General features: G+C 73.3%; 24 protein-coding genes and 1 pseudogene. 13 read left to right on the top strand and 12 right to left on the bottom strand.

Annotation, left to right across the window (positions count from 1 at the left end; all coding sequences use genetic code 11):
* The first annotated feature begins 134 nt into the window (after positions 1–134).
* Positions 135–5,882 (top strand): PQQ-dependent sugar dehydrogenase, encoded by a 5,748-nt coding sequence (locus C8046_RS10870; RefSeq protein ID WP_146197132.1) that lies wholly within the window; start codon positions 135–137, stop codon positions 5,880–5,882.
* A gap of 156 nt (positions 5,883–6,038) precedes the next feature.
* Positions 6,039–6,224: a hypothetical protein gene (locus tag C8046_RS10865; protein ID WP_109229451.1), complete on the top strand. Its 186-nt coding sequence runs from the start codon at positions 6,039–6,041 to the stop codon at positions 6,222–6,224.
* A 25-nt stretch (positions 6,225–6,249) separates the two neighbouring features.
* Here C8046_RS10865 and C8046_RS10860 read toward each other — a convergent pair whose 3' ends face one another.
* Complete coding sequence (locus C8046_RS10860; protein WP_109229450.1) at positions 6,250–6,813, bottom strand: hypothetical protein; 564 nt, start codon at positions 6,811–6,813, stop codon at positions 6,250–6,252.
* Positions 6,814–6,928: 115 nt separating this feature from the next.
* Here C8046_RS10860 and C8046_RS10855 point away from each other — a divergent pair, with 115 nt between their 5' ends.
* Complete coding sequence (locus C8046_RS10855) at positions 6,929–7,699, top strand: response regulator transcription factor (protein ID WP_235866285.1); 771 nt, start codon at positions 6,929–6,931, stop codon at positions 7,697–7,699.
* Positions 7,696–8,673: a sensor histidine kinase gene (locus C8046_RS10850; protein WP_109229448.1), complete on the top strand. Its 978-nt coding sequence runs from the start codon at positions 7,696–7,698 to the stop codon at positions 8,671–8,673. The genes C8046_RS10855 and C8046_RS10850 overlap by 4 nt, the downstream gene beginning before the upstream one ends.
* On the opposite strand, the gene C8046_RS10845 is transcribed toward C8046_RS10850, so the two are convergent.
* Positions 8,658–8,933: a hypothetical protein gene (locus C8046_RS10845; protein WP_109229447.1), complete on the bottom strand. Its 276-nt coding sequence runs from the start codon at positions 8,931–8,933 to the stop codon at positions 8,658–8,660. The two genes, C8046_RS10850 and C8046_RS10845, sit on opposite strands and share 16 nt — an antisense overlap.
* A gap of 520 nt (positions 8,934–9,453) precedes the next feature.
* On the opposite strand from C8046_RS10845, the gene C8046_RS18755 reads away from it, so the two are divergent.
* Positions 9,454–9,624 (top strand): hypothetical protein, encoded by a 171-nt coding sequence (locus C8046_RS18755; protein ID WP_199224445.1) that lies wholly within the window; start codon positions 9,454–9,456, stop codon positions 9,622–9,624.
* Positions 9,621–9,857, top strand: a complete 237-nt coding sequence (locus tag C8046_RS18750) for a hypothetical protein (RefSeq protein WP_199224444.1) — start codon at positions 9,621–9,623, stop codon at positions 9,855–9,857. The genes C8046_RS18755 and C8046_RS18750 overlap by 4 nt, the downstream gene beginning before the upstream one ends.
* Here the strand turns inward: C8046_RS18750 and C8046_RS10835 are convergent.
* Positions 9,794–11,176, bottom strand: a complete 1,383-nt coding sequence (locus tag C8046_RS10835; RefSeq protein ID WP_109229446.1) for a YihY/virulence factor BrkB family protein — start codon at positions 11,174–11,176, stop codon at positions 9,794–9,796. The genes C8046_RS18750 and C8046_RS10835 overlap by 64 nt on opposite strands.
* Positions 11,177–11,241: 65 nt before the next feature.
* Here C8046_RS10835 and C8046_RS10830 point away from each other — a divergent pair, with 65 nt between their 5' ends.
* Together C8046_RS10830 and C8046_RS10825 are read left to right on the top strand one after the other, a co-directional pair.
* Positions 11,242–11,805, top strand: coding sequence for a DUF6194 family protein (locus tag C8046_RS10830; RefSeq protein ID WP_328587591.1), 564 nt, complete (start codon positions 11,242–11,244; stop codon positions 11,803–11,805).
* 211 nt (positions 11,806–12,016) lie between these two features.
* A complete protein-coding gene (locus C8046_RS10825) occupies positions 12,017–12,661 on the top strand; it encodes a LysE family translocator (protein ID WP_109229445.1) in 645 nt (214 codons plus the stop codon).
* A 71-nt stretch (positions 12,662–12,732) separates the two neighbouring features.
* Here the strand turns inward: C8046_RS10825 and C8046_RS10820 are convergent, their stop codons facing one another.
* Positions 12,733–13,440 (bottom strand): GyrI-like domain-containing protein, encoded by a 708-nt coding sequence (locus C8046_RS10820; RefSeq protein WP_235866283.1) that lies wholly within the window; start codon positions 13,438–13,440, stop codon positions 12,733–12,735.
* A gap of 58 nt (positions 13,441–13,498) precedes the next feature.
* On the opposite strand from C8046_RS10820, the gene helR reads away from it, so the two are divergent.
* Positions 13,499–15,718 (top strand): RNA polymerase recycling motor ATPase HelR, encoded by a 2,220-nt coding sequence (helR, locus tag C8046_RS10815; RefSeq protein ID WP_109229444.1) that lies wholly within the window; start codon positions 13,499–13,501, stop codon positions 15,716–15,718.
* A gap of 82 nt (positions 15,719–15,800) precedes the next feature.
* The gene (locus C8046_RS18470) at positions 15,801–15,971 is read left to right on the top strand and encodes a hypothetical protein (RefSeq protein WP_158277199.1); all 171 of its coding nucleotides are present in this window, start codon (positions 15,801–15,803) and stop codon (positions 15,969–15,971) included.
* On the opposite strand, the gene C8046_RS10810 is transcribed toward C8046_RS18470, so the two are convergent.
* Positions 15,949–16,875: an SDR family NAD(P)-dependent oxidoreductase gene (locus tag C8046_RS10810; RefSeq protein ID WP_158277198.1), complete on the bottom strand. Its 927-nt coding sequence runs from the start codon at positions 16,873–16,875 to the stop codon at positions 15,949–15,951. The two genes, C8046_RS18470 and C8046_RS10810, sit on opposite strands and share 23 nt — an antisense overlap.
* A pseudogene (locus C8046_RS20210) lies at positions 16,872–17,545 on the bottom strand (DUF4386 domain-containing protein). Before C8046_RS20210 ends, C8046_RS10810 begins: the two are co-directional and overlap by 4 nt.
* An 82-nt stretch (positions 17,546–17,627) precedes the next feature.
* Between C8046_RS20210 and C8046_RS10800 the strand changes: the two are divergent.
* On the top strand, positions 17,628–18,317 hold the full coding sequence (locus tag C8046_RS10800; RefSeq protein WP_109229443.1) for a TetR/AcrR family transcriptional regulator: 690 nt from the start codon (positions 17,628–17,630) through the stop codon (positions 18,315–18,317).
* Between the two features lie 30 nt (positions 18,318–18,347).
* Here the strand turns inward: C8046_RS10800 and C8046_RS10795 are convergent, their stop codons facing one another.
* The gene (locus C8046_RS10795) at positions 18,348–18,614 is read right to left on the bottom strand and encodes an acylphosphatase (RefSeq protein WP_109229442.1); all 267 of its coding nucleotides are present in this window, start codon (positions 18,612–18,614) and stop codon (positions 18,348–18,350) included.
* Positions 18,615–18,700: 86 nt separating this feature from the next.
* Between C8046_RS10795 and C8046_RS10790 the strand changes: the two genes are divergently transcribed.
* Both C8046_RS10790 and C8046_RS10785 read left to right on the top strand, forming a co-directional pair.
* The gene (locus C8046_RS10790; RefSeq protein WP_109229441.1) at positions 18,701–19,429 is read left to right on the top strand and encodes a class I SAM-dependent methyltransferase; all 729 of its coding nucleotides are present in this window, start codon (positions 18,701–18,703) and stop codon (positions 19,427–19,429) included.
* Positions 19,430–19,458: 29 nt separating this feature from the next.
* On the top strand, positions 19,459–20,154 hold the full coding sequence (locus C8046_RS10785; RefSeq protein WP_109229440.1) for a hypothetical protein: 696 nt from the start codon (positions 19,459–19,461) through the stop codon (positions 20,152–20,154).
* Here the strand turns inward: C8046_RS10785 and C8046_RS10780 are convergent.
* From C8046_RS10780 to thpR, 5 genes are all read right to left on the bottom strand, one after another.
* Positions 20,136–20,969 (bottom strand): nucleotidyltransferase family protein, encoded by an 834-nt coding sequence (locus C8046_RS10780; protein WP_109229439.1) that lies wholly within the window; start codon positions 20,967–20,969, stop codon positions 20,136–20,138. The two genes, C8046_RS10785 and C8046_RS10780, sit on opposite strands and share 19 nt — an antisense overlap.
* 110 nt (positions 20,970–21,079) lie before the next feature.
* Entirely contained in the window at positions 21,080–21,238 is a 159-nt protein-coding gene (locus C8046_RS18735) for an LPXTG cell wall anchor domain-containing protein (protein ID WP_199224442.1), read from the bottom strand.
* A complete protein-coding gene (locus C8046_RS18945) occupies positions 21,235–23,385 on the bottom strand; it encodes a hypothetical protein (RefSeq protein ID WP_216628974.1) in 2,151 nt (716 codons plus the stop codon). The genes C8046_RS18735 and C8046_RS18945 overlap by 4 nt, the downstream gene beginning before the upstream one ends.
* Before the next feature lie 83 nt (positions 23,386–23,468).
* A complete protein-coding gene (locus C8046_RS10770) occupies positions 23,469–24,428 on the bottom strand; it encodes a hypothetical protein (RefSeq protein ID WP_109229438.1) in 960 nt (319 codons plus the stop codon).
* Positions 24,429–25,077: 649 nt separating this feature from the next.
* Complete coding sequence (thpR, locus tag C8046_RS10760) at positions 25,078–25,656, bottom strand: RNA 2',3'-cyclic phosphodiesterase (RefSeq protein ID WP_109229437.1); 579 nt, start codon at positions 25,654–25,656, stop codon at positions 25,078–25,080.
* Positions 25,657–25,729: the final 73 nt, after the last annotated feature.

The following is a 25,729-nucleotide window of genomic DNA, read 5'->3' as shown; positions in this document are numbered from 1 at the left end:
GGGAGTCGAGCAGGGGGCACTGGCAGGGGCACGCGAGAAAGGAGCATCGAGACACGTCAGACACGCCTCTTGAACGGCCCGACCGCGAGGACGGGCCGCGAGCACACCCCCTCGATGACGAAGGAAGTGCACCTGTGAGACGCACACCCCTGCGGGCAGCGGTCGTCGCTGCCGCAGCGGGAGCCCTGATGCTCCCGCCCACCGCGTACGCCGCCCCCGTCGGCGCCGACGCACCCCCCGTTGCGGTCCAGGAGGACCAGCCGGCCGACGAGCCCGTCGACCCGGCCCTGGACTGGAGCAACTACGAGCGTGTCCTGCTGACCCAGGACACCGGTGAGCCCATCGGGCTCGCCGTCATGCCGGACCTGACCGTGCTGCACACGGCGCGCAGCGGCGAGATCCGCCACACCGATCCCGAGACGGGGATCACCGAGGTCGTCAACACGATCGACGTCTACGCCAACTCCGAGGACGGGCTCCAGAACCTCGTCCTCGACCCGGACTTCGCCGAGAACGGCTGGGTCTACCTCTTCTACGCACCCCGCGTGATGGAGGGCGAGCGCTACCCCGAGACCACACCGGCCGGTTCCTCGCCCACCACCCTGCCCGAGGGTGAGGACGAGTCGTCCTACTGGGACCAGTGGCTCGGCTACAACCAGCTCAGCCGCATCCAGTGGGACGCGGAGGCCGGTGCGCTCGACATGGCCACCGAGCAGAAGATCCTCCAGGTCGAGGTGCAGCGCGGACAGTGCTGCCACGTCGCCGGGGACATCGACTTCGACCTCGACGGCAACCTGCTGCTCGCCACGGGTGACAACACCCCCGCGGGTGCGGTCGGGGCCAACGGCTTCGCTCCGAACAACGACGCCCCCGGCGTCGCCCCCGGCCAGGACGCCCGTCGCGGCGCCGGCAACACCAACGACCTCCGCGGCAAGATCCTGCGCATCACCGTGCAGGAGAACGGCAGCTACACGATCCCCGCGGGCAACCTCTGGGAGCCCGGTGGCGAGTTGACCCGCGACGAGGTGTACGTCCACGGGCTCCGCAACCCGTTCCGGATGGCGGTGGACCCCGAGACCGGCGCACTGTCGTGGGCCGACTACGGGCCGGACTCCGCCGTCGAGAGCCCCGACCGCGGGCCGATGGGCTACGTCGAGTGGCAGTCCACCACCGTTCCGATGAACGGCGGCTGGCCCTTCTGCCACGGGCCCAACTCCGACTACAACAACTGGGACTTCGAGAACTCCGCTCCTCGCGAGTTCTTCCACTGCACCGCCGGCGCGACCAACGACTCGCGCTGGAACACCGGGCTCGTCGAGCAGCCCCCGGCGACCGCGCCGCAGCTGCACTACGGCGACAACCCCGGTGACCAGCCGTGGGACGACCTCGTCACCTTCACCACCCAGAGCGGTCAGGGACCGATGGGCGGGCCGACGTTCCGCTACGACGAGAGCATCGAGAACGAGGGTCAGCTGCCCGAGTACTGGGACGGCAAGACGTTCCTGTACGAGTTCAGCCAGGACTACGTCGCCGCGATCTCCCTCGCGGAGCTCGAGGACGGCACCGTCGACTTCGACGGCGAGGTGACCGACATCGAGAACTTCCTCCCCAACGAGGACCTCGAGACGAACAACCAGGCGCCGTGGTCCGGCCCGATCGACATGGAGATCGGTCCTGACGGCGCGATGTACGTGCTCGACTACGGCAAGGGCTTCTTCCGCCAGAACCCGACGGCGGGCCTGTACCGCGTCGAGTACGCGCCGGAGAACAAGCGCCCCGTCGCGGTCGCCACGGCGACGCCCGACTCGGGCTCCGAGGCACCCCTGACCGTCGAGCTCGACGGCTCGGGCTCCTACGACCCCGAGGGCGAGGACATCACGTACGCGTGGGACCTCGACGCCGACGGTGAGACCGACGCCACCACGCCGACCGTGGAGCACACCTTCGAGGAGCTCGGTCAGTACACGGTCTCCCTGCGCGTCACCGACCCGCAGGGCAAGTCGACCGCCACCACCGTGAACGTCACGGTGGGCAACTCCTCGCCCACCCTGACGCTGGAGTACCCGGCCGACGGCGGGTTCTTCGCCTGGGGCGACAACGTCCCGTTCAAGTACACGGCGACCGACGTCGAGGACGGGCCGACCATCGCCTGCTCCCGTCTGAACTGGACGTTCGGTCTCGGTCACGACACGCACGCCCACCCGCTCGAGCAGCGCGTGAACCTCTGCGAGGGCAACTTCAACACCCCCGCCGAGGCGGTCGAGCACGGTGAGACCGAGAAGCTCTTCGGCGTCATCGTGGCCGGCTACACCGACGCGGGCGCGGGCGACATCCCGCCGGCTCGCACGGAGCTGACCACGCTGCTCAACACCTTCGACAAGGAGGCCGAGCACGCCGACACCTTCGAGGGTGTCGAGGTCGTGGCGGACGACTCCGCGCGCGCGTTCTCCAAGGTCGTCTACGGCGACGGCGGAAGCATCGCCTGGAACACGGTGAACTTCGTCGGCATCGACGGAGCCACGGGTTCCGCCTCCGGCGAGGGCACCGTCGAGCTGCGATGGGGCTCGGCCGACGCCGAGCCGTTCGCGACGGCGGAGGTCTCCTCCCCGGAGTGGGCCGAGTTCACGTTCACCGGCCCCGCCGGTGCCGACCTCGTGTTCCCGACCGGGACGGGTGCGGTGCACGTCACGGCCACGGCCGGTCTCGAGCTGGACGCCATCGACTTCGACGGTGTCGGCGTCGGGGCGATCCACCAGCCCGAGCCGGAGCCCGAGCCGCTCGTGGAGATCCCGGTCGAGCAGGTCTCGATCGGCATGTTCTCCCTGGTGCCGTGGCTGAACGACGAGGGCCTGGAGCCCGTGCTGACGCGTCTGTCGGAGATCGGGTTCGAGAACGTCGAGCCGTTCGGCTCCAACTTCTCGGGCTACTCCGCGCAGGAGTTCCGGGCGCTGACCGACGGTCTGGGCCTCGCGGTCCCGACGTCGCACTACAACGTCGAGGAGGGCACCTTCGACGCGACGCTCGAGTACGTCGCGACGCTGGGGCAGGAGTACGTGGGTTCGGGTGGCTTCGCCGCTCCGGGCATCACCACGTACGAGAGCACGCTCGAGACAGCCGCGACCATGAACCGCCTCGGTGCGCGTTCGGTCGAGGCGGGGGTGGGCAAGTTCTTCGGCCACAACCACGCCGTCGAGTTCACGACCGAGCACACCTACGGCGAGCACGCCGACCAGACCGCCTCCGCGTGGGAGCTGCTCGTCGAGCACACCGACGAGGACCTGGTCACCTTCCAGGTGGACGTGGCCTGGGCCGCGCACGCCGGGGTCGACGTGGTCCAGCTGCTGGAGGAGCACGGAGAGCGCATCGAGCTGCTCCACATCAAGGACGCCACCAACCTCGGTGTCGGCGACCCCACCTTCGTGAACCTGGGTGAGGGCGAGGTCCCGCTGCAGGACATCCTGCGCAAGGCGGAGGAGGTCGGCGTCGAGTACTACACGATCGAGTACGACCGCGCCGCCGATGGCGAGGGCTTCGCATCCGCGGGCTTCGAGTACCTCACCGGCATCCCCGCCGGTGGTGGCACCGACCCCGAGCCGTCCTCGGTGACGGCCAACGTCCTGGGCACCTCGCACGGTGTCCTGGAGCCGCACGCCCACGACGAGGGCGGGCACGCCGGCCACTCCGGCACGGCGAGCGCCGCGGCTGACAACGGGATCACGGGCACGGCCACGATGGTCAAGACGGCCGAGGGCACCACGGTCACCGTGGACGCCGCCGGCCTCGAGCCCGACACCGAGTACCCCTCGCACCTGCACGGCGGCCAGTGCGTCGACATGGGCGGGCACTACCAGAACGACCCGAGCGGCCCCATGGCGCCGCCGAACGAGATCTGGGTGAGCTCGACCGACGACGTGCGCGGTGGCCTCGTCTCCGACGCCGAGGGCAACGCCTCGGGTCAGGGCAGCGCGGACTGGGTCGCCCGTCAGGTTCCCCTGTCGGTGATGATCCACGAGAGCGTCTTCCCGGGCATGCCCGTCTCGTGCGCCGACTTCTCGGCGTACGACGCCCCGGCCACGGTCGTGGTCGACGGCGGGGACGCCGAGGTCGAGTACTCGGTGAACGACGGCGAGTGGGCCACCTACGACGGTCCGTTCGACGTCACCGAGGCGGGCGACTACACGGTCACCTACCGCGAGACGGACGAGAACGACGAGACGACCTCCATCGGTCGCATCGACTTCTCGGTCGTCGAGGGCGGCGACACCGACCCGGAGCTGGTGCAGATCCCGGTCGAGCAGGTCTCGATGGGGATGTTCTCGCTGAACAACTGGGCCAACCAGATCGGTTGGCCGAACGTGATGGAGCGCCTGTCGGCGATCGGCTTCGAGAACATCGAGCCGTTCGGCAGCACGCTGCGTGGGTACGAGGCGCAGGACTTCCGTGACCTCGCCGACTCGCTGGGTCTGTCGATCCCGTCCTCGCACTACAACACCGCGGAGAACACCTTCGACGCGACGCTGGAGTACGTGAGCACGCTGGGTCAGGAGTACGTGGGTTCGGGTGGCTTCGCCGCTCCGGGCATCTCCTCGTACGAGAACACGCTGGCCACGGCGGCGACGATGAACCGTCTGGGTGAGCGTTCCGTCGAGGCGGGGGTGGGCAAGTTCTTCGGCCACAACCACGCCGGTGAGTTCACCACCACCTACGAGCACGAGGGTGAGGTGCAGTCCGCCTGGGAGATCCTGGTGGCCGAGACCGACGCCGAGCACGTGACGTTCCAGGTGGACGTCGCCTGGGCCGCGCACGCGGGTGTGGACGTGGTCGAGCTGCTGGAGGAGCACGGTGATCGCATCGAGCTGCTCCACGTCAAGGACGCCACGAACCTCGGCGGCTCCGTCAACCCGACCTTCGTGAACCTGGGTCAGGGTGACGTCCCGCTGCAGGACATCCTGGCCAAGGGTCAGGAGACCGGTGTGGCGTACTACGTCACGGAGTTCGACGGTTCCCCGGCCAACGAGGTGTTCTCGACCCAGGGCTTCGAGTACCTCACCGGCCTGGAGGCCGGCGAGATCGGGCCGCTGACGCCGGTGACCCCGGCCGCGGTGGAGTTCACCGCCGAGCTGGGCGCCGCCGGTACCTACACGGTTCCCGCCGTGGAGGGCGTGGAGTACCTCGTGAGCAACGCGGTCGTCGAGGCCGGCACCTACCCGGGTGCGGGCACCGTGACCGTGACGGCTCGCCCCACGCTGGGCTTCGAGTTCACCGAGGGTGCCACGCGTCAGTGGGCCTTCACGTTCTCGCCGTTCCTGGACGTGGCCGTTGACAACCTGTTCTTCACGGAGATCGAGTGGCTCGCGAACGCGGGCATCTCCACGGGTTGGGCGACGCCGGCGGGGGCGGAGTTCCGTCCGCTGACCCCGATCGCGCGTGATGCGATGGCGGCGTTCCTGTACCGGCTGGCCGACTCCCCGGAGTTCGACGCTCCGGAGGTCTCGCCGTTCGTGGACGTCCCCACCAGCAACATGTTCTACAAGGAGATCGCGTGGCTGGCCGACCAGGACATCTCGACCGGTTGGGTCACGGCCTCGGGTGCGGAGTTCCGTCCGCTCGACCCGATCGGGCGTGACGCGATGGCGGCGTTCCTCTACCGGATGGCGGACTCCCCGGAGTTCGACGCTCCGGAGACCTCGCCCTTCACGGACGTGACCCCGCAGACGCAGTTCTACGCGGAGATCACCTGGCTGGTGGACGAGGGCATCGCCACCGGGTGGCTGGGCAACGACGGGACGGCGATGTACCAGCCGGTCGCGCCCATCGCCCGTGACGCGATGGCCGCGTTCCTCGCCCGCTTCCACGAGGCCGGGTACTCCGGCATCGAGTAGGCGGCACCGCAGGACCGCACCACCGCACCACCGCACCACCGCTCCGCAGTGAGCGACGCACCGCCCCCGCTGGTCATCCGACCGGCGGGGGCGGTGCCGTCGTTCCTGCCCCCGCCGCGACGACCACCGGCGCCACGTCCCCCGGACGCTGCCGGCATGGACGAGCTGCTGGCGGGGACCGACGGCGACTGGCGGTGGCGCATCCACCTCGAGCGCCCCGCGGAGACCGAGCTGGTGCTCCGGATGGAGAACGTGGTGCCGCCGTCCGTCGCGGGGGGAACGGCGCCCCTGGTCTACGACGCGATGCGCGCCGTGCTGCACCGGGCTGTCACCGACCGCTGACGGCTCCCACCTCACGGCTCCCACCTCACGGCTGCCGCCGCTCGCAGTCGCAGACCGCGTCGTGCTCGGCACGGAGGTCGGCGGGGGTGCGGCGGTCGACGCGGACGTCGAGCTCCTGCGTCAGCCGGGCTGCCCGGATCGGGGTGGTGGCGACGTCCACGAGACGCCAGCCGGGCGCCGTCGCCGCGATCACCTCGCACACGCTCTGCGCGGTCGCCGTCGCGACCCACGCCGTCACCAGCATGTCGCCGTTGCCCTCCGAGTACTCGGCGCCGAGCGTCCGCCACGAGTCGGCGATCCGGCAGATCTCCTCGCCGGGAAGATCGGGCGGCAGCTCGACGACCGAGACCGGACCGGGGTGCAGGGACGCGACGGCGACGACCTGCGGCTTCCCGCACCCGTCGAGCTCCGTGCGCACCACGTCGCCGAGGCGCAGGGACGCCCCGAACGCGTTGTTGTGCAGCGTGTACCGCTCGGGCAGCCCGGGCTGGTGGACGGCCCAGAGGTTCTCGCCGAGGGGGTGACCGTCCGCCGTCGCCAGGACGACGCGGACCTTGACGGGTGAGTTCGTATCTCTGTTCGAGTTCATGCCGTCAGCGTGGCACGACCCGCCGACATCGAGGACCGGCCCTGTGGACGGAGCACCCCGGTGGTCGTCCCGCTGCGGCATGATCGCTGTCGCCAGTCGGATCGAGGAGGACACCGTGATCGCCACCGCCCGTGGGCAGGACGCGTCACCGTCGGCGGGCGGCGGCGCGCGCATCCTGCTGGTCGACGACGAGTCGGCGATCCGCGACAGCCTCGCGCCGTTCCTCCTGCGCTCGGGACTGCAGGTGCGCACCGCCCGGGACGGTGTCGAGGCGCTCGAGCAGATCGAGGCCTGGCGGCCCGACCTCGTCGTCTGCGACGTGCTCATGCCCCGCCTGGACGGTCGCGCCGTCGTGCGGCGGCTGCGGGAGCGGGGCGACTGGTTCCCCGTCGTGCTCCTCACCCAGGTGGGGGAGTCCTACGAGCGGTCCTCGGCGCTCGAGGAGGGCGCGGACGACTACCTCAACAAGCCGTTCGACCCGGCCGAGCTGCTCGCGCGGATCCGCGCGGTGCTGCGGCGGAGCACGCCCGGCGTCCCGTCGCTCTCGACCGCGGCCGCCCTCACGAGCGGCGCCCTGCGCGTCGACCGCGCGGCCCGCCGGGTCTTCGTCGGCGACCGCGAGGTCGACCTCACGCCGCGCGCATCGCTGCTCCTGGACTACCTCGTGACCCACCCGGACGAGGTGCACGCGCGCGAGCACCTGCTGGCCACGCTGTGGGGGTTCGACGCGGTCGTGGCCACCCGTGCCGTCGACCACCGGGTCGCGGAGATCCGGCGCGTGCTCGGCGACGACGCCGGCGACCCGCGCTGGGTCGAGACCGTGGCGGGCGCCGGCTACCGCTTCTGCGGCGAGGTCGTCCCGACGGCGACGCGGGGGCGGCGGTGACGCGCCGCGGGTGGTGGCTCGCCGCCGTCCCGCTCGCGGTGGGGGTGGCGGCGGCGATCGTCCTCGCGATCGCCCGCCCCGGCGTCGCGCTCCGCCTCACGACGCCGGTGGCGACGCTCGCGCTGCTGGCGGGGCTCGCCGTCGCCGTCGTCGTGCTGCTCACGACGGCGTGGCGGAGCCGCAGCCGGCGTCGGGCCGAGGAGGTCGCGGCGGCCACCGCGGCGGGCGAGGAGCGCGGGCGCGAGCAGGAGCACGACTCGCACCGGCGGTTCGTCGCCCGGCTCGACCACGAGCTGAAGAACCCCGTGACCGCCATCCGCGCGGCCCTCGCCTCGATCGTGCCGGCAGGCGAGGACCAGCGCCGCGCGATCGGGACCGTGGACGCGCAGAGTGCCCGGATCGCGGGGCTCGTCGGCGATCTGCGCAAGGTGGGCGAGCTGGAGCGGGCCGAGATCGAGCGCGCCCCCGTCGACCTCGGGCAGGTGGCGGCCGACGCCGTCGAGGACGTCGTGCAGGCGGCCGCCGCGAACGGTGTCACGCGCCGGGTGACGCTCGCGCTGCCGACCGCCCCGTGGCCGCTGCCGCACGTGACCGGCGACGTCGACCTGCTGCACCTCGCGCTGACGAACGTCGTCGGGAACGCCGTGAAGTACTCCCCGGCCGAGTCCGTGGTCGAGGTGCGCGGCTCCGAGCAGGACGGCTGGGTCCAGATCGAGGTCGCCGACACCGGCCTCGGCGTGCCCGCCGGCGAGCTCGGCTCGGTCTTCGACGAGCTCGCGCGGAGTCCGCGGACCCGTCACCTGCCGGGGTCGGGCATCGGGCTGTCGCTCGTGCGGGTGGTGGTGGAGCGGCACGGCGGGAGCGTGGCGATCCGGTCGGTCGAGGGCGAGGGGACCGCCGTCGCGATCCGGCTCCCGGCCACGGGGCCACGACGGCTCGGCGGCCGGGGCGCGGGCGGTCAGGGCGCCACGTAGGTGTCCGCGAAGACCAGGTAGGGCAGCGGGTCGGTGGCGCACTCGCCCTCGACGGCCACGGCCTGGACGGTGAGCACGTCGGCGCCCTCGGTCAGCACCTTGAGCGGCACGCCCGCGTCGGACGCGTCGACGCGGTAGGCCGCGAGCGGGGCGCCGTCGAGCAGCAGCGTCACCTCGGCGGCCAGACCGTCGGGCGTCCCGTCGCGCATCGCGAGCTCACCCTCGAGCGTGGTCCACGCGCCGTCGAGCGCGTACTCCACGACGTCGGGACCGCCGTCGCAGCCGAGGAACTGACCGGTCGCGTGGGTGGGGGCGACGCCGCGGACGGTGACGTCGACGACGGCGCCCGACTCGCGGCCCGAGGCCGACGGGACGTCGGACAGCCAGACGGCGCCGGCCGGCAGGGTGGCGGCCTCGGGGGTCGCGCTCGAGGAGGTGACGCTCGGTGAGGGGGTCGCGTCGTCGCTCGACGGGGACGCGTTCGTCGTGCCGTCGTCGCTCGCGGTGGCGTCGGCCGCGGGGCGTCGGCCGAGGGGGCCGCGGACGTCGAGGTGCCGGCGTCACCGTCGGGTTCGACGACCTCCGCGCTGCAGGAGGCCGTGGCGAGGGCGAGGGCGGCGACCGTCGCCGCAAGGAGCGGGAGCCGGGGGATCGTGATCATGCGTCGACCGTAGTGACGCCGTCCGTCGCACGGGGCGGTTGTCGCAGGACTGGTACGTCGCGTCGCCGGCCCGGGACACCACCCTGGTCGCGGGCGGCCGCGCGGGGGACGATCGAGCCGTGCAGCTCACCCTTCGCGTCACCGGCCCCCTCCCGCCCGTCGAGGTCTGGGAGCGTTACGCCCTGCCGGCGCGCTGGCCGCAGTGGGGTCCGTACCTGCGCGACGTCGAGCTCACCGCGCCGCGGATCGTTCCGGGAGCCCGGGGCGGGTGCGGGGACCGCTCGGGGTGAGCGCCGCCGTCGTCGTCCTCGCGGTCGACGAGGCGCGGCTCACGTGGAGCTGGCGCGCGCGCTCGGGGCCGGTCGTGCTCGAGCTCGAGCACGGGGTCGACCCGGCGCCGAGCGGCACCGGGACCCGGACCTGGCTGACGATCCGCGGGGCGGCGCCGGTGGTGCTGGCCTACTCCGTGGCGGCGCGCGTCGCGCTGGTCTCGCTCGTGCGGCGGCCCTCGCCGTCGACCTGATCGGGTGTGTCGAGAGCGACGGCGGGCGTCGGGACCGAGGGCGCCTCGCCGTCGTCCTCTCTCTCGCTCGTGCGCCCGGCCTCCTGCTCGGCCGCGCGCTCGAGGTCCAGCTCGGCGTTGAGGATGCCGCCGAGCAGCACCACGATGCTCCCCAACCACAGCCACAGCACCGCCGCGAGAACGAGGCTCAGCATCTGCGCGGCCGCCTGCACCACGACCGCGTTCCCGGCGTCCTGCTCGAGCGAGGACGGGGCGGCGAACCGCACGTAGACCAGGAAGCCGGCCGAGACGAGCAGGAGGCCGACCGAGCCGAGCACCGCGCCCGGCAGGCAGCGTCGCCAGGTCGTCTCGACGTTGGGGGCGTAGCGGTAGAGCAGGGTGAGGAAGGCCAGGCCCACGAGGAACGCGGCGGGCCAGCGCAGCCACTCCCAGGCGACGCGGAACGCGTCGCCGAGTCCGAGGGCCTCGGCGATCTGGCCGCCGTTGCCGAGCAGCGGCCCGACGACCACGAGCAGCGAGACCGTCACCATCGTGACGAGCGCGCCGAGGGTGAACAGCAGTCCGAGCAGGTACTGCGAGACGATGTTGCGCCGCGTGGCCGCGCCGTAGGCGTCGTCCAGGGCGCGCACCGCGGCGCGGAAGACGCGGCTGGCGAGGTAGAGCGTGACCACGAGGGCGCCGACGGCGAAACCCGTGCGGCGTTCGTCCAGCAGCCCGTCCACGAGGGGGGCGAGCACGTCGGCGGCGACCTGCTGGGCGAAGATCGAGGTGAGCGCGTCGACGATGGAGGCGCGGATCTCCTCGACCTGGCCGTCCCCGAGGATCGGCCGCAGGAGTCCGAGGTTGGAGCCGAGCGCCGTCGTGATCGGCACGATGGAGATGAGGGCGTAGTAGCTCATCTCGGCCGCGAGCCCCGTGACGCGGACGTCGCCGGCGCGCAGCACGCCTCGCACGACCACCGCCACGGGGTTCACGTCCCGCACGCGCCACTCGACGGCGTCGGCGCGGGCGGCCGCGCGGTCGCGGATCGACGGCGAGTCGGGCCGGGCGTCGCGACGGCGTCGCACCGGATCCACGACCTGGCCGACGACGAGGCCCGCGAGGGCGATGAGCACCGCGCTCGCTGCCACGGTCAGGCCGCCCGCGACCGCCCATCGGGGACCGTCCGTCATGACCTCGGCCGTCACGGTCGCGGCGGCGGCACCGGCGACGGCGGTCAGGAGCGTGGAGGCGGGCGGCGGCATCCGCCGGCGGACCCACGGCACGCGACGCGCCAGCACGGCCACCGCGAGGCCGACGAGCACGACGGTGACGAGCACGAGCCTCCTCGGGCGACGGGGGTGGCTGCCGACGGTGATGCGGCCCTGCCAACCTACCGGCGGGGGTGGCGGTGCCGCGCGGAGGCCGCGATGCTGGTCGGCATGAGTCTCGAGACGATCCTCTCGACGGTGCGGTCGTTCGACGGCGTGCTCGAGCTGGCGCCGGGGCCGGCAGCGAGTACCCCGAGATCGCGTGGGGCGACCACTTCTTCTACTGGGCGCCCGACGGCGTGCTCCCCACCAACCGTCAGCCGTACGCGACCGTCGTGACCAAGAACTACCCCGACGACGACGCGAGCGACCTCGACCCGCCCGGCCGCTGGCGACTGAACGTGCACGTGGGGCGGACGCGGCTGGTCGAGCTGCTCGGCGAGGAGGAGCGGGCCGACGGCGGTGCGGCCGACGGCGGTGAGGCCGACGGCGGTGAGGCCGACGGCGGTGCGGCCGACGGCGATCGGGATGACCCTGCCGAGGCGGATGTGCTCCGGCGCCACCCGCTGTACGGCCCGATGGGCTGGATCGCCGTCGTGAACCCGGGGGAGCGGACGCTCCCGCTGCTCACCGAGCTGCTGCGCGCGGCGCACGAGGACGACCGGCGGCGGGTGGAGCGGCGGGCGTCGCGGGAGTGAGGCGGCGGGGTGGCGGTGCCGCGTCGTCGACCCTCGCTCTCTGCGGACGGTTGCCGGGCCGGCCCGCGCCGGCCCGGGCGGCCCGGCCCTGACCTGCGGCGACGTGACGGGCGATCGTCGCTGAGCGATTCCGTCCGCAGAGAGCGAGGCCGGCCGGTGCCGCGCGAGAAACCGCTGACCGGGAGCGGCGCCCCGGCCCTACCCTGGGCGCGTGGTTCCCGCCGACACCCTCCTCGCCTTCACCGTCGCCGCCCTGGTGCTCATCGTCATCCCCGGGCCGGCGGTGCTGTTCTCGATCGGCCGGACGCTCGCGATCGGCCGGACCGGGGGCCTGCTCAGCGCGCTCGGGGTGTCGCTCGCCCTGATCCCGATCGTCGCGCTGGTAGCGGTCGGCGTCGGGGAGGTCGTGGCGCGGTCGGCCGTGCTGTTCACCGTCCTCAAGGTGGCCGGGGCGCTGTACCTCGCCTACCTCGGGATCCAGGCGATCCGGCACCGCAGGACCGCGGTCGCCGTCGCCGTCACGACGACGGCTGCCCCGACCTCCCGCGGACGGCAGCTCAGGCAGGGCTTCGTCGTCGGGATCACCAACCCCAAGACGATCGCGTTCTTCGTGGCGGTGCTGCCGCAGTTCGTCGACGTCTCCGGCGGCTCGGTGCCGCTGCAGCTGGTGGAGCTGGGGCTCGTGTTCGGGCTCATCGGCCTGGTGTGCGACAGCGCGTGGGTGCTCGTCGCCTCCGCCGCGCGGAGCTGGTTCGCGCGCTCGCCCCGGCGGATCGAGGCGATGAGCGCGACCGGCGGCGGCATGATGATCGGCCTCGGCGGGGTGCTGCTGGTGTCGGGCGGGGCGCGCGGCTGAGCTGTCAGCCACCCTGGTGCGGTCGGGTTGACCGGCTTGCCTGCCAGCGGCCGTGGTGGCGCCCTCCGCGCTCAGGCGGGCTCGACCGGCTGCCGCAGGATCGTGCGGAGGCGCTCCGGGGCGGTTCGACGGGCGTCGCTGAGGTAGATCTCGTGATGGGTGCCGCGCAGCCGCAGGCCCCGCTCGACGGCGTGCGCGTGGAGCGCCTCGATCACCGGACCCTCGTCGTCGTAGGGACCCACGTGCAGCGTCTGCGCCACGAGGCCCTCCTCCAGGGTCGCGAGGCGGAGCGCGTCCAGCTGTGGCGCCCCACCCTTGCGTCGGACGGCGGTCCGGACCGACTCGAGGTGGTCGGGCCCGATCCAGTCCGGAACCAGGATCATCGCCGTCCACGACCAGCGGGACTTGTCGCGCGCCGTCGTGAAGCTGGCGGCATCCGTCGCCCACCACAACGCCTCCAGCGGCATGACGACGTGGTCGCACCCGAGCTCCCTCGCGCTCAGGAACTTCAGGCCGTAGGCGACGGGGTAGAGCGTGGCCAGAGCGTCGCGGTAGGCGGGCGCGGAGTTGGGGTCGCCCTCGCCGTCGACCATCACGTACTGCAGCGGCGGCACGGTGACCAGATCGAACCGGCCGTGGCACACCGCGTAGGACGCGATCTCCTTCTTGAGGTCGCGCTTCGCCGCCGGATCGCCCACGCCGCGACCCTGCCAGGGGCTCCCCGCGGAGGCAAGGGGCGGCATGGCGAAGGCGAGCACCGCGGTGCTCGCCTGCTTCAAGGTATAGCCCACCCGGGGGCTTGCGGCAAGGCCCCCGGCGGGCGCAGAATCTCCGACCGTGACCGACCGCACGAGCGTCTTCGACCTCCCCACCTCCCGCCGTCGCAAGGCTGATCCCGCCCTCGTCGGGGCCGACGAGCGGCACCTCGCTGCCGTCGCCGCGAGCCTGACGCACCAGATCGGTGAGCTGACGCAACGGCTGGAGGCCCGCCGTCGTGAGCCAGGTCGGGCCGGGACCGGAGCGCTCGAGCGCGACCAGGAGATCCACCGCCTCGGTGCGCGGCTGCGCACGCTCCGCCGTTTCGGCGCCGACCTCTGCCTGGGCCGGATGGTCCCGCTCCCGATCGACGGCGAGGGCGACGGCGACGGCACGGCCCCCGCCCCGATCTACCTCGGCCGTCTCGGCCTCACCGACCCCGACGGGAACCGCCTCCTCGTCGACTGGCGCTCGCCGGCCGCGGAGCCGTTCTTCGCCGCGACGCACGGCGACCCGCGGGGCCTGGCGTCCCGCCGTCGCTACCGGTGGACGCACGGCCGGATCACCGACTACTGGGACGAGGCGTTCACCGACGAGGTGGGCGACGACGTCGCGCGCGCCGCGCTGGAGGACACCTCCGCGTTCATCGCGAGCCTCGGGGCGAGCCGTTCGCCGCGGATGCGCGACGTTCTCGCCACCATCGCGGCCGACCAGGACGCCATCGTGCGTGCCGGCGCGGACGGGGCTCTCGTCGTCGACGGCGGACCGGGCACGGGCAAGACGGTCGTCGCGCTGCACCGTGCCGCCTACCTGCTCCACGCCGACCCCGGGCTCGACGAGCGGCGTGGCGGCGTGCTGGTGCTCGGGCCGCACCAGCCCTACCTCGACTACGTCGCCGACGTCCTGCCCGCGCTCGGCGAGGACGGCGTGCGCACCGCGACCCTGCGTGACCTCGTCCTCGAGGGGGCCGACGCGGCGCCCGAAGCCGACCGCGAGGTCGCCCGGCTCAAGGGCGCCGCGGCGATGGTCGGGGCGATCGAGCCCGCCGTCGCGCTGTACGAGGAGCCGCCCACCCAGGGCCGCGAGGTCGCGACGCCGTGGGCCGACGTCTGGCTCAGCCCCGTCGACTGGGTCGAGGCGTTCGCGGCCCCCGAGCCAGGCACGCCTCACAACGAGGCGCGCGAGGTGGTGTGGGCGGCGCTGTGCGCGATCCTCGCGGACAAGGTCGCCGACGCGCTGGGCGAGGGGGAGGAGGACGGCGACGAGGTCCCCTCCGTCGAGGCCGTGCGCCGCGCGCTGCGGCTCGACGACGAGCTCACCGCCACCTTCGGCCGCGCCTGGCCGCTGCTCGGGGCGCCCGACCTGGTGGCCGATCTGTGGGAGGTGCCGGCCTACCTGCGGCGCTGCGCGCCGTGGCTGTCGCCCGCGGAGGTGCACGCGCTGCAGCGCGAGGACCCGCGCGCCTGGACCGTCGCCGACCTCCCTCTCCTCGACGCCGCGCGCCGGCGGCTCGGCGACCCGGAGGCGGCGCGACGGCGTCGCCGGGAGGCCGCGGCGCTCGCGGCCGAGCGCGCGTACCGGGCCGACGTCGTCGCGGACCTCGTCGCCGCCGACGACAGCGAGCTGCGGGTGATGTCGATGCTGCGCGGCGACGATCTGCAGAACGCGCTCGACGCGGACGCCGACGGCGACCCGCGAGACCGCGGGCGCCTCGCCGGCCCGTTCGCACACGTCGTGGTCGACGAGGCGCAGGAGCTGACCGACGCCGAGTGGCAGATGGTCCTGGCGCGATGCCCGTCGCGGAGCTTGACGATCGTCGGCGACCGCGCGCAGGCGCGCAGCGGGTTCTCCGAGAGCTGGGAGGAACGGCTGCGGCGGGTGGGCCTGCACCGGATCGACCGCGCGAGCCTGCGCGTGAACTACCGCACGCCGTCGGAGGTCATGGCGGCGGCCGAGCCGGTGATCCGCGCGGCACTCCCGGACGCCAACGTGCCGACGTCGGTCCGCGACAGCGGTGTCCCGGTGACGTACGGGCGGCCCGCGGACCTCGACGACGTCCTGGCGCGGTGGCGCGCCGAGGCGGAGGAGGGCACGGCGTGCGTCATCGGCGCCCCGGGCTTCGCGGGAGACGAGCGCGTCCGGTCGCTCACGCCGTCGCTCGCCAAGGGCCTCGAGTTCGACCTGGTGGTGCTGGTGGAGCCCGACCGGTTCGGGGAGGGCGACGGCGGCGTGGCGGGCGCCGTCGACCGCTACGTGGCGATGACCCGGGCGACGCAGCGGCTCGTCGTGCTCACCGGGTGAGGTGGTGGTCAGCCTGGTGGCCGAGGCTGCTCATGTCCGCGCACGCGCGACGACGACGGGAGAGATCGCATGGCTGAGTCGGATGCCGAAGTACGTGGTGACCTCGTCGGAGCGCGGCCTCGACTGGAGCGGCTCCCACTCGATCGGCAGCGATGTCGCCACGGCGGTCACGGACCTCGAGGAGCGGACGGACGGGAGCCTGGTCGTGCTGACCTACCGGCGCGCCGGAGCTACGGCGCGAAGCCTCCCGTGACGCCGGCGAGCGCGCTCCACACGGCGGCCCCGGCCTCGGGCGAGCTGCTCGAGCGCACCGCCGACACCTGCACGGGCTCCCCGCGCGTCACCCACCGCGGACCGACGAACGCGCCGTTCCCGAGCCTCGGGTCGAGCACAGCTCGCAGGGTCGGCCGGGCGCCGTCGTGCTTGCCCTGCGCGAACGGCAGCCGCTCGAACCGCCCCGGCTCCACGATCCCCGGACGCTCGGGGGTGAGGCCGTCGACGGCGTAGCCCGGGTGGGCGAGCAGCGCCTGGACGCCCGTGCCCGTGACCCGCCGCGCGAGCTCCGTGATCCAGGCGTGCACCGCGTGCTTGGACAGGGCGTACTGCGCGAAGGGACGGTAGCCGTCGTCGCCCGTGAGGTCGGAGGGCGCCGCCAGCGAGGCGGGGTCGAACGGCAGCACGCGGGTCGCGAGGCTGCCGAGCCCGACGACGCGCACCGGCCGTGGCGTCCGGCCGATCGTCGCCAGCAGTGTCGGCCACAGGTGGGCGAGCAACGCCGTGTGCCCGACGACGTTGGTCGCCAGGGTGAGCTCGAGGCCGTCGCGCGTGAGCGTGCGTCCCGACGGCGGTGTGGTGAGTCCGGCGTTGAGCACGAGCGCGTCGATCCGGCCGAGGTCCGCGAGCTCGTCCGCCGCGGTCTCGACCGACGTGAGGTCCGTGAGGTCGAGCGCGACGGCGGAGAGGTCCGCTCCGGGGGCGTGCGCGCGGATCGAGGCGAGGGCGCGGTCCGCCCGACCCGGGTCGCGCGCCGTGACGACGACGCGCGCGCCCGTCAGCGCCAGGCGCTCCGCCGTGAAGTAACCCAGGCCGGCGGTCCCGCCGGTGATGACGATCGTCTCGCCGTCGCGGCGGGGAGGTCTCGGAGCGGAGGAGGTCACCCGTCCATCGTCGCAGCGGGGGCACGGGGCGTCACGGTTCGGAACGTCAGCCACAACCCCAGCGCGAGCTCCCAGGCCGCGATCGGCAGCGCGAGCGCACCCGCGACGGCGGAGACCTGGTCGAACGCTCCGAGCACGGTGCCGAGCGCCGAGGCGGCGAGCAGCGGTGCCCCGACGAGGCCGATGACCGGGATCGCCCGTGGCACGGCGCGCAGCCGCAGGAGCGCCGGCGCCAGGAGCGCGGCGTTGAGGGCGGGGATCAGCCCGGGGCCGAGGAGGAAGGCCCCGTCGTGGAGGGCGACCAGTGCGGCGAGGGCGGGGCCGTCGTCGTCCCCGCGGACCGCACCGTCACCACCCCCAGGAGCGCCACCACGCCGAGCAGGATGAGCCCGGCCTCCGAGGTCCGCGCCGCCACGAGCCCGAGCGCCAGAGCGTCGCCGGCCGGTCGGATCGCGGGCAGGAGGAGCAGCGCGGTGCCGACGCACGCGACCGCCAGCAGCACCTCGAGCACGCCGCCCCAGGTCGCTGCGCTCGCGGCGGACGTGGTCAGCGGCGCTGTCGGGTCGAGCGCCGGAGTCTTCAGCGCGAGTGCGGGGATCGACGTCGCGAACGTGACGAGGTACAGCACGCCGGCGAGCCGGGCGGCACGCGCGATGGAGTCGGAGGTCATGGCGGTCCCTTCGTGTGTACGGCGTACACATCTGGGTCGAGACCGTAGGTGTACGGTGTACGCACGTCAAGAGGAGGTCGGGATGGCACGCGCAGGTCGGGAGGCGCTCACGCGGGCGCGCGTCGTCGCCGTCGCGATCGAGGTGGCCGATGACGACGGCCTCGACGGCCTCAGCATGCGCACGGTGGCCGGGCGGCTGGGCGTCGCTCCGATGGCGCTCTACCGGCACGTGAGCGACAAGGACGATCTCCTCGCCGCGATGATCGACGCCGTCGTGTCCGACTACCCCGCGCCGCCCGAGGGCGTCGACTGGCGCGTCTCGCTGCGGCACCGCGTCCTCGCCGCCCAGGTCGAGATCCGCCGTCATCCCTGGCTCCGGACCGCGATCGAGGGCGCGACCGCGAAGTCCCTCACGGTGCTGGCCCACCTCGACGCCGCCACGGGGGACCTCATCGGCGCGGGGATGTCGGCCGACCTCGCGCACCACGCGATGCATGCGCTCGGCTGCCGCATCTGGGGGTTCAGCCCGGAGGGGTTCGACGGCCCGGTCGTCGTGCGGGTCCCTGATCAGAAGAACGACGGCGAGACCGACGATGGCGGAGCGGCCACCCGCGCCGCGCTCGCCGCGCGCTTCCCGCACGTCGCCGCGGTGGTCGCCGACAGCACTGCCCGCCACGGGGGCTGCGACCCCGACGTCGAGCTCGCCTTCACGCTCGACCTCCTCCTCGACGGGATCGAGCGGCTGCACGCCTCGGGGTGGGTCTCCGGCTGACCGCGCGGGGCCGCGCGACGTCGCGGACCGTCAGCGCTGACGGAACCCGGTCTCGCCGGTCGGCGTGATCTCGGCGACGACGACGCCTGCCACCTCGGCCGACCCGGGACCGTGGTGGAGCCACGTCACCATGTCCTCGACGTCGTCGTCCGCCCCCTCGAGCTCTGCCTCGACGGTGCCGTCGTCGCGGTTGCGGACCCAGCCCGCCAGGCCGCGTCGGGTGGCCTCGCCCCGGGTGGACCACCGGAAGCCGACGCCCTGGACACGGCCGCTGACCGTCACGGTGACTCGTCGCATGCTCCATCCTCACCCGCCGCTGGTGCCGTCGGGTAGCGCGGGAAATCAGGTGCCGCCGCCCGCATCTCGACGCCTAGCCTGCGGGGGTGAGCTTCTCCGACCCGCGCCTCGTCGACCTCTACGACCTCGACAACCCCGACGGCCCCGACCACGACTTCTACCGCGCCCTCGCGGACGCCCTCGACGCTCGCCGCGTCCTCGACCTCGGTTGCGGGACCGGCCTCCTCACCGTGACGTTCGCGCGGTCCGGCCGGGAGGTCGTCGGTGTCGATCCGTCCGCCGCGATGATCGAGCACGCGCGGCGTCGCCCCGGGGGCGACGACGTGCGCTGGGTGCTCGGGGACTCCTCCGCGATCCCCGCGGCGTCCGACGGCGCCGGTGTCGACCTCGCCGTCCTCACCGGCAACGTCGCCCAGCACATCCCCGACCCGGCCTGGCAGCAGACCCTCGCCGACGTGCGGCGCGCGCTCCGCCCCGGTGGTGTCCTGGCGTTCGAGACCCGTAACCCGAGCGATCGCGCCTGGCTCGGCTGGGCGTCGGGACGCAGCGAGCGAGCAACGGTCCACGGCGTCCTGCGCGAGTGGGACGAGGTCGAGGAGCTCGCGCCCGGCCGGGTGCTGCTGCGCTCGCACAACGAGTTCCGCGACGGCGAACGCGTCACCGAGGAGTCCGAGCTCGCGTTCCGCGACGAGGCGACCCTCCGCCGCCAGCTCGCCGAGGCGGGCTTCGCCGTCGACCGCGTGGTGGGGGACTGGGAGGGCGGCCCGGTCAAGGCCACCTCGCGCCTGCTGATCATCACGGCGCGCGCCGTCTGAGCGGCCGGACCCGGGCCTAGGGTGGCGAGGTGTTCTCCTTCCACCTCGCCCGGCTTCCGCTGACGACGGCGGTTCGCGCCCTCGTCCGGCCGCCCACCGCCGGGCGGGTGCCGGGGCTGGTGCACCTCGAGGTGCTGGCGGGGATGGAGCTGGGCTCACCCGTGCTCTCGCCGAGGCGCTTGCAGCTGAGCCGGACGGCGGTGTTCGCACGCTGGGAGGACGAGGAGTCGCTGGAGGAGTTCCTCGCCACCGATCCGCTCGGCCGTCGGCTGGCCGACGGCTGGCACGTCCGCCTGCAGTTCGTCCGCCGCTGGGGTGCGGTGGCAGGACTGGCCGACCTGCCCGAGGACGCGGATCGCTCCGATCCGGACGAGCCCGTCGTGGCCGTCACCGTGGCGCGGATGCGGCTGCCCGAGCTGCTGCGCTTCCTGCACTGGGGTCGCCCGGTCGAACGACTCGTGCGCGACCACCCGGGCACGACGCTGTCGCTCGCCGCGGTGCGCCCGCCCCGCTCGATCTCGACGTTCTCGATCTGGCGCACGACGCGCGAGATGACCGACATGGTCTTCGGTCGCAGCCCGGTCCCCGGACCGACCCGGCACATCGACGCGATGGCCGAGCGCGAACGGCGCGACTTCCACCACGAGTTCACGACGCTGCGGTTCCGTCCGCTGTCGGAGCACGGGACGTGGGAGGGGCGCGGCGGCTACGTGCCGTTGCCCTGACCGTCTCGGGCGAGGTGGGGGCGGGGTACCGCGCGCATCGCCGTGATCGACGCCTGGAGCTCGTCGGAGGTCGATCCGACCGCTCCCAGGATCCCGGCGACGGCGGTGCTGAACCCGCCCGTGTCGACGGTCAGCCGAGCAACCCCGGGGACGACACCCTTCTCGTTGGTGACCCAGGTGTCGGCGAGGGCGTGCCAGCCGTGGGCGACGAGCATCGCCGCCGTGGTGAGGCTCAGGGTGACGTAGGCGGTGTCAGCGGCCCTGGCCCCCTTCTGCGCGCCGTCGAGGAGCAGGTCGACCTGCCAGAGACTCTCGACCAGGGAGCGGCGCAGCGCCTCGGGGTAGGCCGACAGACGTGTCCGGAGTCGCGCGAGGAAGCCGTCGTCGTCCTGGAGCGGGATGCCGACGGCGACCTCGCCGGCGTACGCGACGTCCAGGAACCCCAGCGGGTGTCCGGGCTGGACGTGGAAGGCGAACTGGCCTCGGAGCGCCCGCTCGCACTGCTCCACGACGCGTCCGCGATCGCGCAGGATCCAGTCGACGGCCGTCCCGTCGACCGTCAGCCAGGCGCCACCGTCGACCCACGGTCCCCACCCGCCGGGTGGGGCCACAGGAACGGCGGCGCCCGCCCAGTGCGCGGCGAGCGCCTCGAGTGCGCGGAGGTCGAGCTCACCCGAGTAGTAGATGCCGAGGTCGACGTCGGAGTCCGGGCGGTGGGTGCCGCGTGCGCGACTGCCCCCGAGTGCGACGGCGCACACCCCGCGGACGGTGGCGAGGTCGTCAGCCATCGCCTGGAGACGGTGGTTCTCGAGCATGCGATCGACCCTACGGCGGGGGAGGCCGGGGCGCGGCGGGTGCGGGCACGGCGATTCCCGGGACGGGCGTGAGCCCGTCCCGGGAAGACCGTGCTACCGGCTACCGGTCGTCAGACCTCGCGACGCGAGCGTCGCAGGGCGACCGCACCTCCCAGCAGGAGGAGCAGCGCGAGGGCGCCGGTGGTCGGGGCGATACCGGTCTGGGCGAGCATCGACTCGTCCGAGGCCGTCACGACGGTGGAGCTGCCGTTGTTCGCCGAGGTGGTCACATCGGCGGTACGAACCACCGTCGACCCGCCGTCACCGCCACCCGTGACCGTGTCACGGATGGGAGTGGTGGGCGTGGTCGGGTCGACCGGGTCAACCGGGTCGGTCGGGTCGACCGGGTCAACCGGGTCGGTCGGGTCGACGGGGTCAACCGGGTCGGTCGGGTCGACGGGGTCAACCGGGTCGGTCGGTCAACCGGGTCGACGGGGTCAACCGGGTCGACGGGGTCAACGGGGTCGGTCGGGTCGACGGGGTCAACCGGGTCAACGGGGTCGGTCGGGTCGATCGGCGTCACGGTCGTGACGGTCGTGCAGGACACCGAGGCGTCGCCGAGGAGGCCGAGCCCGATGCAGCCCACGTTCACCGGAACGGTGACCGGGAGGTTGAGGTCGATGTCACCGATCAGTCCGCCCGAGAACCCACCCTCTTCACCTCGGCTCTCCGTCGGAACGATCACCTCGGTCCGCGTGGTCTCGTTGGAGACGACGGTAGCGTCGCCGACAACGCCGGCGGCGATGTTGGAGATGTCGATCGGGGCCGTGATGGGGGCGTTGATCCCGATGTTGCCGATCAGGGAGTCGGAGGACCCCTGCGACGGCGTCGTGGCCGGAGCCTCGACGACGGTCGCCTCGGTGTGGGTGGTCTCGTTCGACACGACGGTGGCGTCGCCGAGGAGGCCGAGGCCGATGTTGGAGATGTCGATCGGGGCCGTGATGGGGGCGTTGATCCCGATGTTGCCGATCAGGGAGTCGGAGGACCCCTGCGACGGCGTCGTGGCCGGAGCCTCGACGACGGTCGTCTCGGTGTGGGTGGTCTCGTTGGAGACGACGGTGGCGTCGCCGAGGAGGCCGAGGCCGATGTTGGAGATGTCGATCGGGGCCGTGATGGGTGCGTTGATCCCGATGTCACCGATCAGGGAGTCGGAGGAGCTGTGGTTCCAGCCCTCGTCGGAGGATTCGGCGGCGGCCGGGGCGGCCGGGGCCGGAGCGACCTCGGTGTGGGTGGTCTCGTCGGAGACGACGGTGGCGTCGCCGAGGATGCCCAGCCCGAGGTTGGACAGGTTCACCGGCACCGAGATCGGCAGGTTCACCGACACGTCGCCGATGAGCGAGTTCGAGGAGCCGTCGTTCGAGCCCTCGTGCGAGGAAGCGGCCGGAGCAACCGGAGCCGACACGACCTCGGTGTGGGTGGTCTCGTTCGAGACGACCGTGGCGTCTCCCAGGATGCCCAGCCCGAGGTTCGACAGGTCCACCGGCACGTAGATCGGCAGGTTCACCGACACGTCGCCGAGGAGCGAGTCGGACGATCCGTGGTTCCAGCTCTCGTCCGAAGCACCGGTGGCCGGGGCGGCCTCGGTGTGGGTGGTCTCCTCGGAGACGACGGTGGCGTCGCCGAGGAGGCCGAGGCCGATGTTGGAGATGTCGATCGGCGCGGTGATGGGGGCGTTGATGCCGATGTCACCGATCAGCGAGTCCGAGGAGCCGTGGTTCCAGCTCTCGTCCGAAGCGCCGGTGGCCGGGGCGGCCGGGGCCGGGGCGGCCTCGGTGTGGGTGGTCTCCTCGGAGACGACGGTGGCGTCGCCCAGGATGCCGGCGGCGACGTTGGACACGTCGACCGGGGCGGTCACCGGGGCGTCGATCGCGATGTCACCGACCAGCTCGTCGGTGGAGCCGGAGGAGACCGGCGCCGCGACGGGAGCTGCGGCCGGGGCCGGGGCGGCCTCGGTGTGGGTGGTCTCCTCGGAGACGACGGTGGCGTCGCCGACGGCCACGTCGGACACGTCGACCGGGGCGGTCACGGGAGCGCTGATGGCGATGTCACCGACCAGGCTGCTGTCCTGGGGCTCGATGACGGGCCGCTCGACCTCGCCGCTACCCGTCGACTGAACCTGCTCGACGGCGGGGGCGGGCGTGTCGGCCACGATCGGCGCGGCGTGCTCGACGGTCGTGGACTCCGTGGTCGAGGTGACCACGGCGTCGCCGGGGATACCGGCGGCGACGTCGGAGATCTCGACCGGGACGGTGATGGGAAGGTCGAGGTCGACCGCTCCGATCAGTCCCTCGGAGGCGTGCGCTGCCCCCGCTCCGGCGACGACGAGGCCGCCGGTCAGGAGTGCTGTGCGCAGCACTCGGTTCATGGTTGTACTCATGGCTACTTCTCCTTGCGATCTGAGGGGTGTGCGCCCTGGGGCGCGGGTGTCGTCTGCCGATGTGCGATCGGCGAGAGGACTCCTCAGGCAGGAGAGACGGGGATACCGAGAGCAGGACCAGCGGGGAGCTGGTCGTTGCGCTGACGCGAGAGGCCGAGAAGGACCAGCATCGCGAGCGGTGCGCCGCCCAGGAGGGCAGCCTCACGCACGGGGGTCTGGGAGGTGGCCGAGGCGGTAGCGGAACCGGCGGCGACCGCGGTACCGAAGCCGCCGAGAGCGGCCGCGGGAGTCAGGGGAGCGGGGTCACCGGTCGCCGTCACGAACGGTGTCACGGGAGCCTGCAGCTGCGGCGCGAGCGGACCGACCGGCGCCGCGTTCGCCGCGGCGGTCGGGGTCGCGTCGCTGTCCGACGTCGCCGCCGCCTCGGAGGACGGCGTCGTGGTTGCGGCGTCGGGGGCCACGGCGAGCGCGGCGGCGGCACCGCCCGTCGGGTCGACGGCCGAGGGCGCAAGCGCTTCGGCGGCTGCCGGCGGAGTCACCACGGGGAGCGGGACGGGCGTGGAGCCAGCACCGGGCGGGGTTCCACCCGGCTCGGCGGGCGCGGGCGGGACGACGCCCGGGACGGTGGGCAGCACGACCTCGACCACGGGAAGGACCGGGTCCAGCACTCCGCCCACGACGCCGGGAACCCGGTCGATCACGGGCTGCAGCGGCTCGAGGACGGGGGTCAGCGGTTCGAGAACCGGCGTCAGCGGGGCGATGACGGCCTGGACCAGACCCCCGACGGGGGCCAGGACCGGCGTCAGGGCACCGGCGACGGGCTCGAGGAGCGGGTCGGTCACCGGCGTCAGGCTGCCCAGGACGGGAGCGGTGACGGGCTCGACGACGTCGAGCACACCGCCCACGACCGGGGCCACAGCCTCGGTCACCGGAGCGACGACCTCGACCACCGGCGGAAGTACCGCGTCGGTGACGGGAGCGACGACCTCGTCCACGACCGGAACCACCACGACCTCGACGACCTCGGTGACCAGACCGGTCACGGGGTCGAGGACCGGGTCCAGGACGGAGACGGGGGAGCCGGGGCCGGAGCGGGTGCGGGGGCCGGCGCAGGTGCCGGAGCGGGGGCCGGAGCAGGTGCGGGGGCAGGTGCGGGGGCAGGTGCCGGCGCCGGAGCCGGTGCGGGGGCAGGTGCCGGCGCCGGAGCCGGTGCGGGGGCCGGAGCAGGAGCCGGTGCCGGTGCGGGGGCCGGAGCAGGAGCCGGAGCCGGTGCAGGCGTCGGCGGGATCACGACGTGCACGACGTCCTCGACCAGGCCCAGCACGGGGTCGGTGACCCCGGAGACCAGTCCGCCGAGAAGACCCTGATCGGCCGCGGGAGTCGAGGCGGAGGCGGCGCCGGCCGAGAGTCCGAGGCCCGCAGCGGCCGTACCGCCGATCAGGAGCCCGCGCAGCAGCCATCGGCGCGCGGTCGAGGACCGCCCCGCCTCGTGCTGCTGCTGGCCCATTGGTAGCTCCGGGTTGGAAGAGATGTCGTTGACACGCTCGGCCCTGCTACCCCCTGATGGTGCTGCGGAAACGTCCCGCCTACCTATTCTGAACGTGACTCACCTCACATGGCAAGGTTCGCGGCAGAACTATTTTCTACGGGCGTTGTGGGCGAGGAGCCGGACCGCACCCGGGCGCGCGGGTCTCAGCCGCCCTGACCCCACCTGAGCGGGAACCGATTCACGACCTCGTGCCGCCTCGGATGGCGCCGCCCCTCGCCGAGATTCGACCGGACGAGCTCGATCTCGTCGGCCACCCACGTCGGCCCCCGATACGTGTCCATCACCTGGAGCCACCGCGCCGCGTTCATCGCGTGCCGCGACCGAGCGAGGGTGACGTGCGGGTGGAACCGGGCGCCGTCGACCTCGATGCCCGACGTCGTGGCGGCGGTTCGCGCCGCGGCCGACAGCCGGTCGAGCTCGAGCCGGGCGTCCGGTTCCAGGTCGGGGGCGAGGTGGAGCACCCGGGCGGCGAACGGGTCGGGGATCGCCCCGGCGCCCGCGAGGCGGAGGGTGACGGTCGAGCGTCGCGAGGCGGCCGTGGCGAGCCGCTCGGTGAGGTCGTCCAGGGTCCGCTCGGGGACGGAACCGAGGAACGCGAGCGTGAGGTGCCAGTGCTCGGGAGGGGTCCAGCCGACGTCGAACGCGTCGAGACGGGACTCGAGGAAGGTCTCGAGGTCCTCTCGGGCCTCGACGGGAACGCGGAGCGCAACGAACATTCGCATCGGAACGTTCTAGCGGGTCCGTTGACGGCGGGGCCAGGGATTCAGCCGCGGGCGGATCGTCGTCACCTCCGCA

The sequence above is a fragment of the Serinibacter arcticus genome (assembly GCF_003121705.1).
GTDB lineage: Bacteria > Actinomycetota > Actinomycetes > Actinomycetales > Beutenbergiaceae > Litorihabitans.
The sequence above is the reverse complement of the archived record's forward strand: the minus strand, read 5'-3'. Positions and strand labels throughout refer to the sequence as shown.

Bases quoted from the DNA above. Each gene is read 5' to 3' on its own strand.
- C8046_RS10795 (WP_109229442.1), bottom strand. From the start codon at position 18,614: ATGCGACGAGTCACCGTGACGGTCAGCGGCCGTGTCCAGGGCGTCGGC.
- thpR (WP_109229437.1), bottom strand. From the start codon at position 25,656: ATGCGAATGTTCGTTGCGCTCCGCGTTCCCGTCGAGGCCCGAGAGGAC.
- C8046_RS10800 (WP_109229443.1), top strand. From the start codon at position 17,628: ATGGCACGCGCAGGTCGGGAGGCGCTCACGCGGGCGCGCGTCGTCGCC.
- C8046_RS10860 (WP_109229450.1), bottom strand. From the start codon at position 6,813: ATGAACTCGAACAGAGATACGAACTCACCCGTCAAGGTCCGCGTCGTC.
- C8046_RS10780 (WP_109229439.1), bottom strand. From the start codon at position 20,969: ATGCTCGAGAACCACCGTCTCCAGGCGATGGCTGACGACCTCGCCACC.
- C8046_RS18470 (WP_158277199.1), top strand. From the start codon at position 15,801: ATGCCGAAGTACGTGGTGACCTCGTCGGAGCGCGGCCTCGACTGGAGC.
- C8046_RS18945 (WP_216628974.1), bottom strand. From the start codon at position 23,385: ATGAGTACAACCATGAACCGAGTGCTGCGCACAGCACTCCTGACCGGC.
- C8046_RS10865 (WP_109229451.1), top strand. From the start codon at position 6,039: ATGGACGAGCTGCTGGCGGGGACCGACGGCGACTGGCGGTGGCGCATC.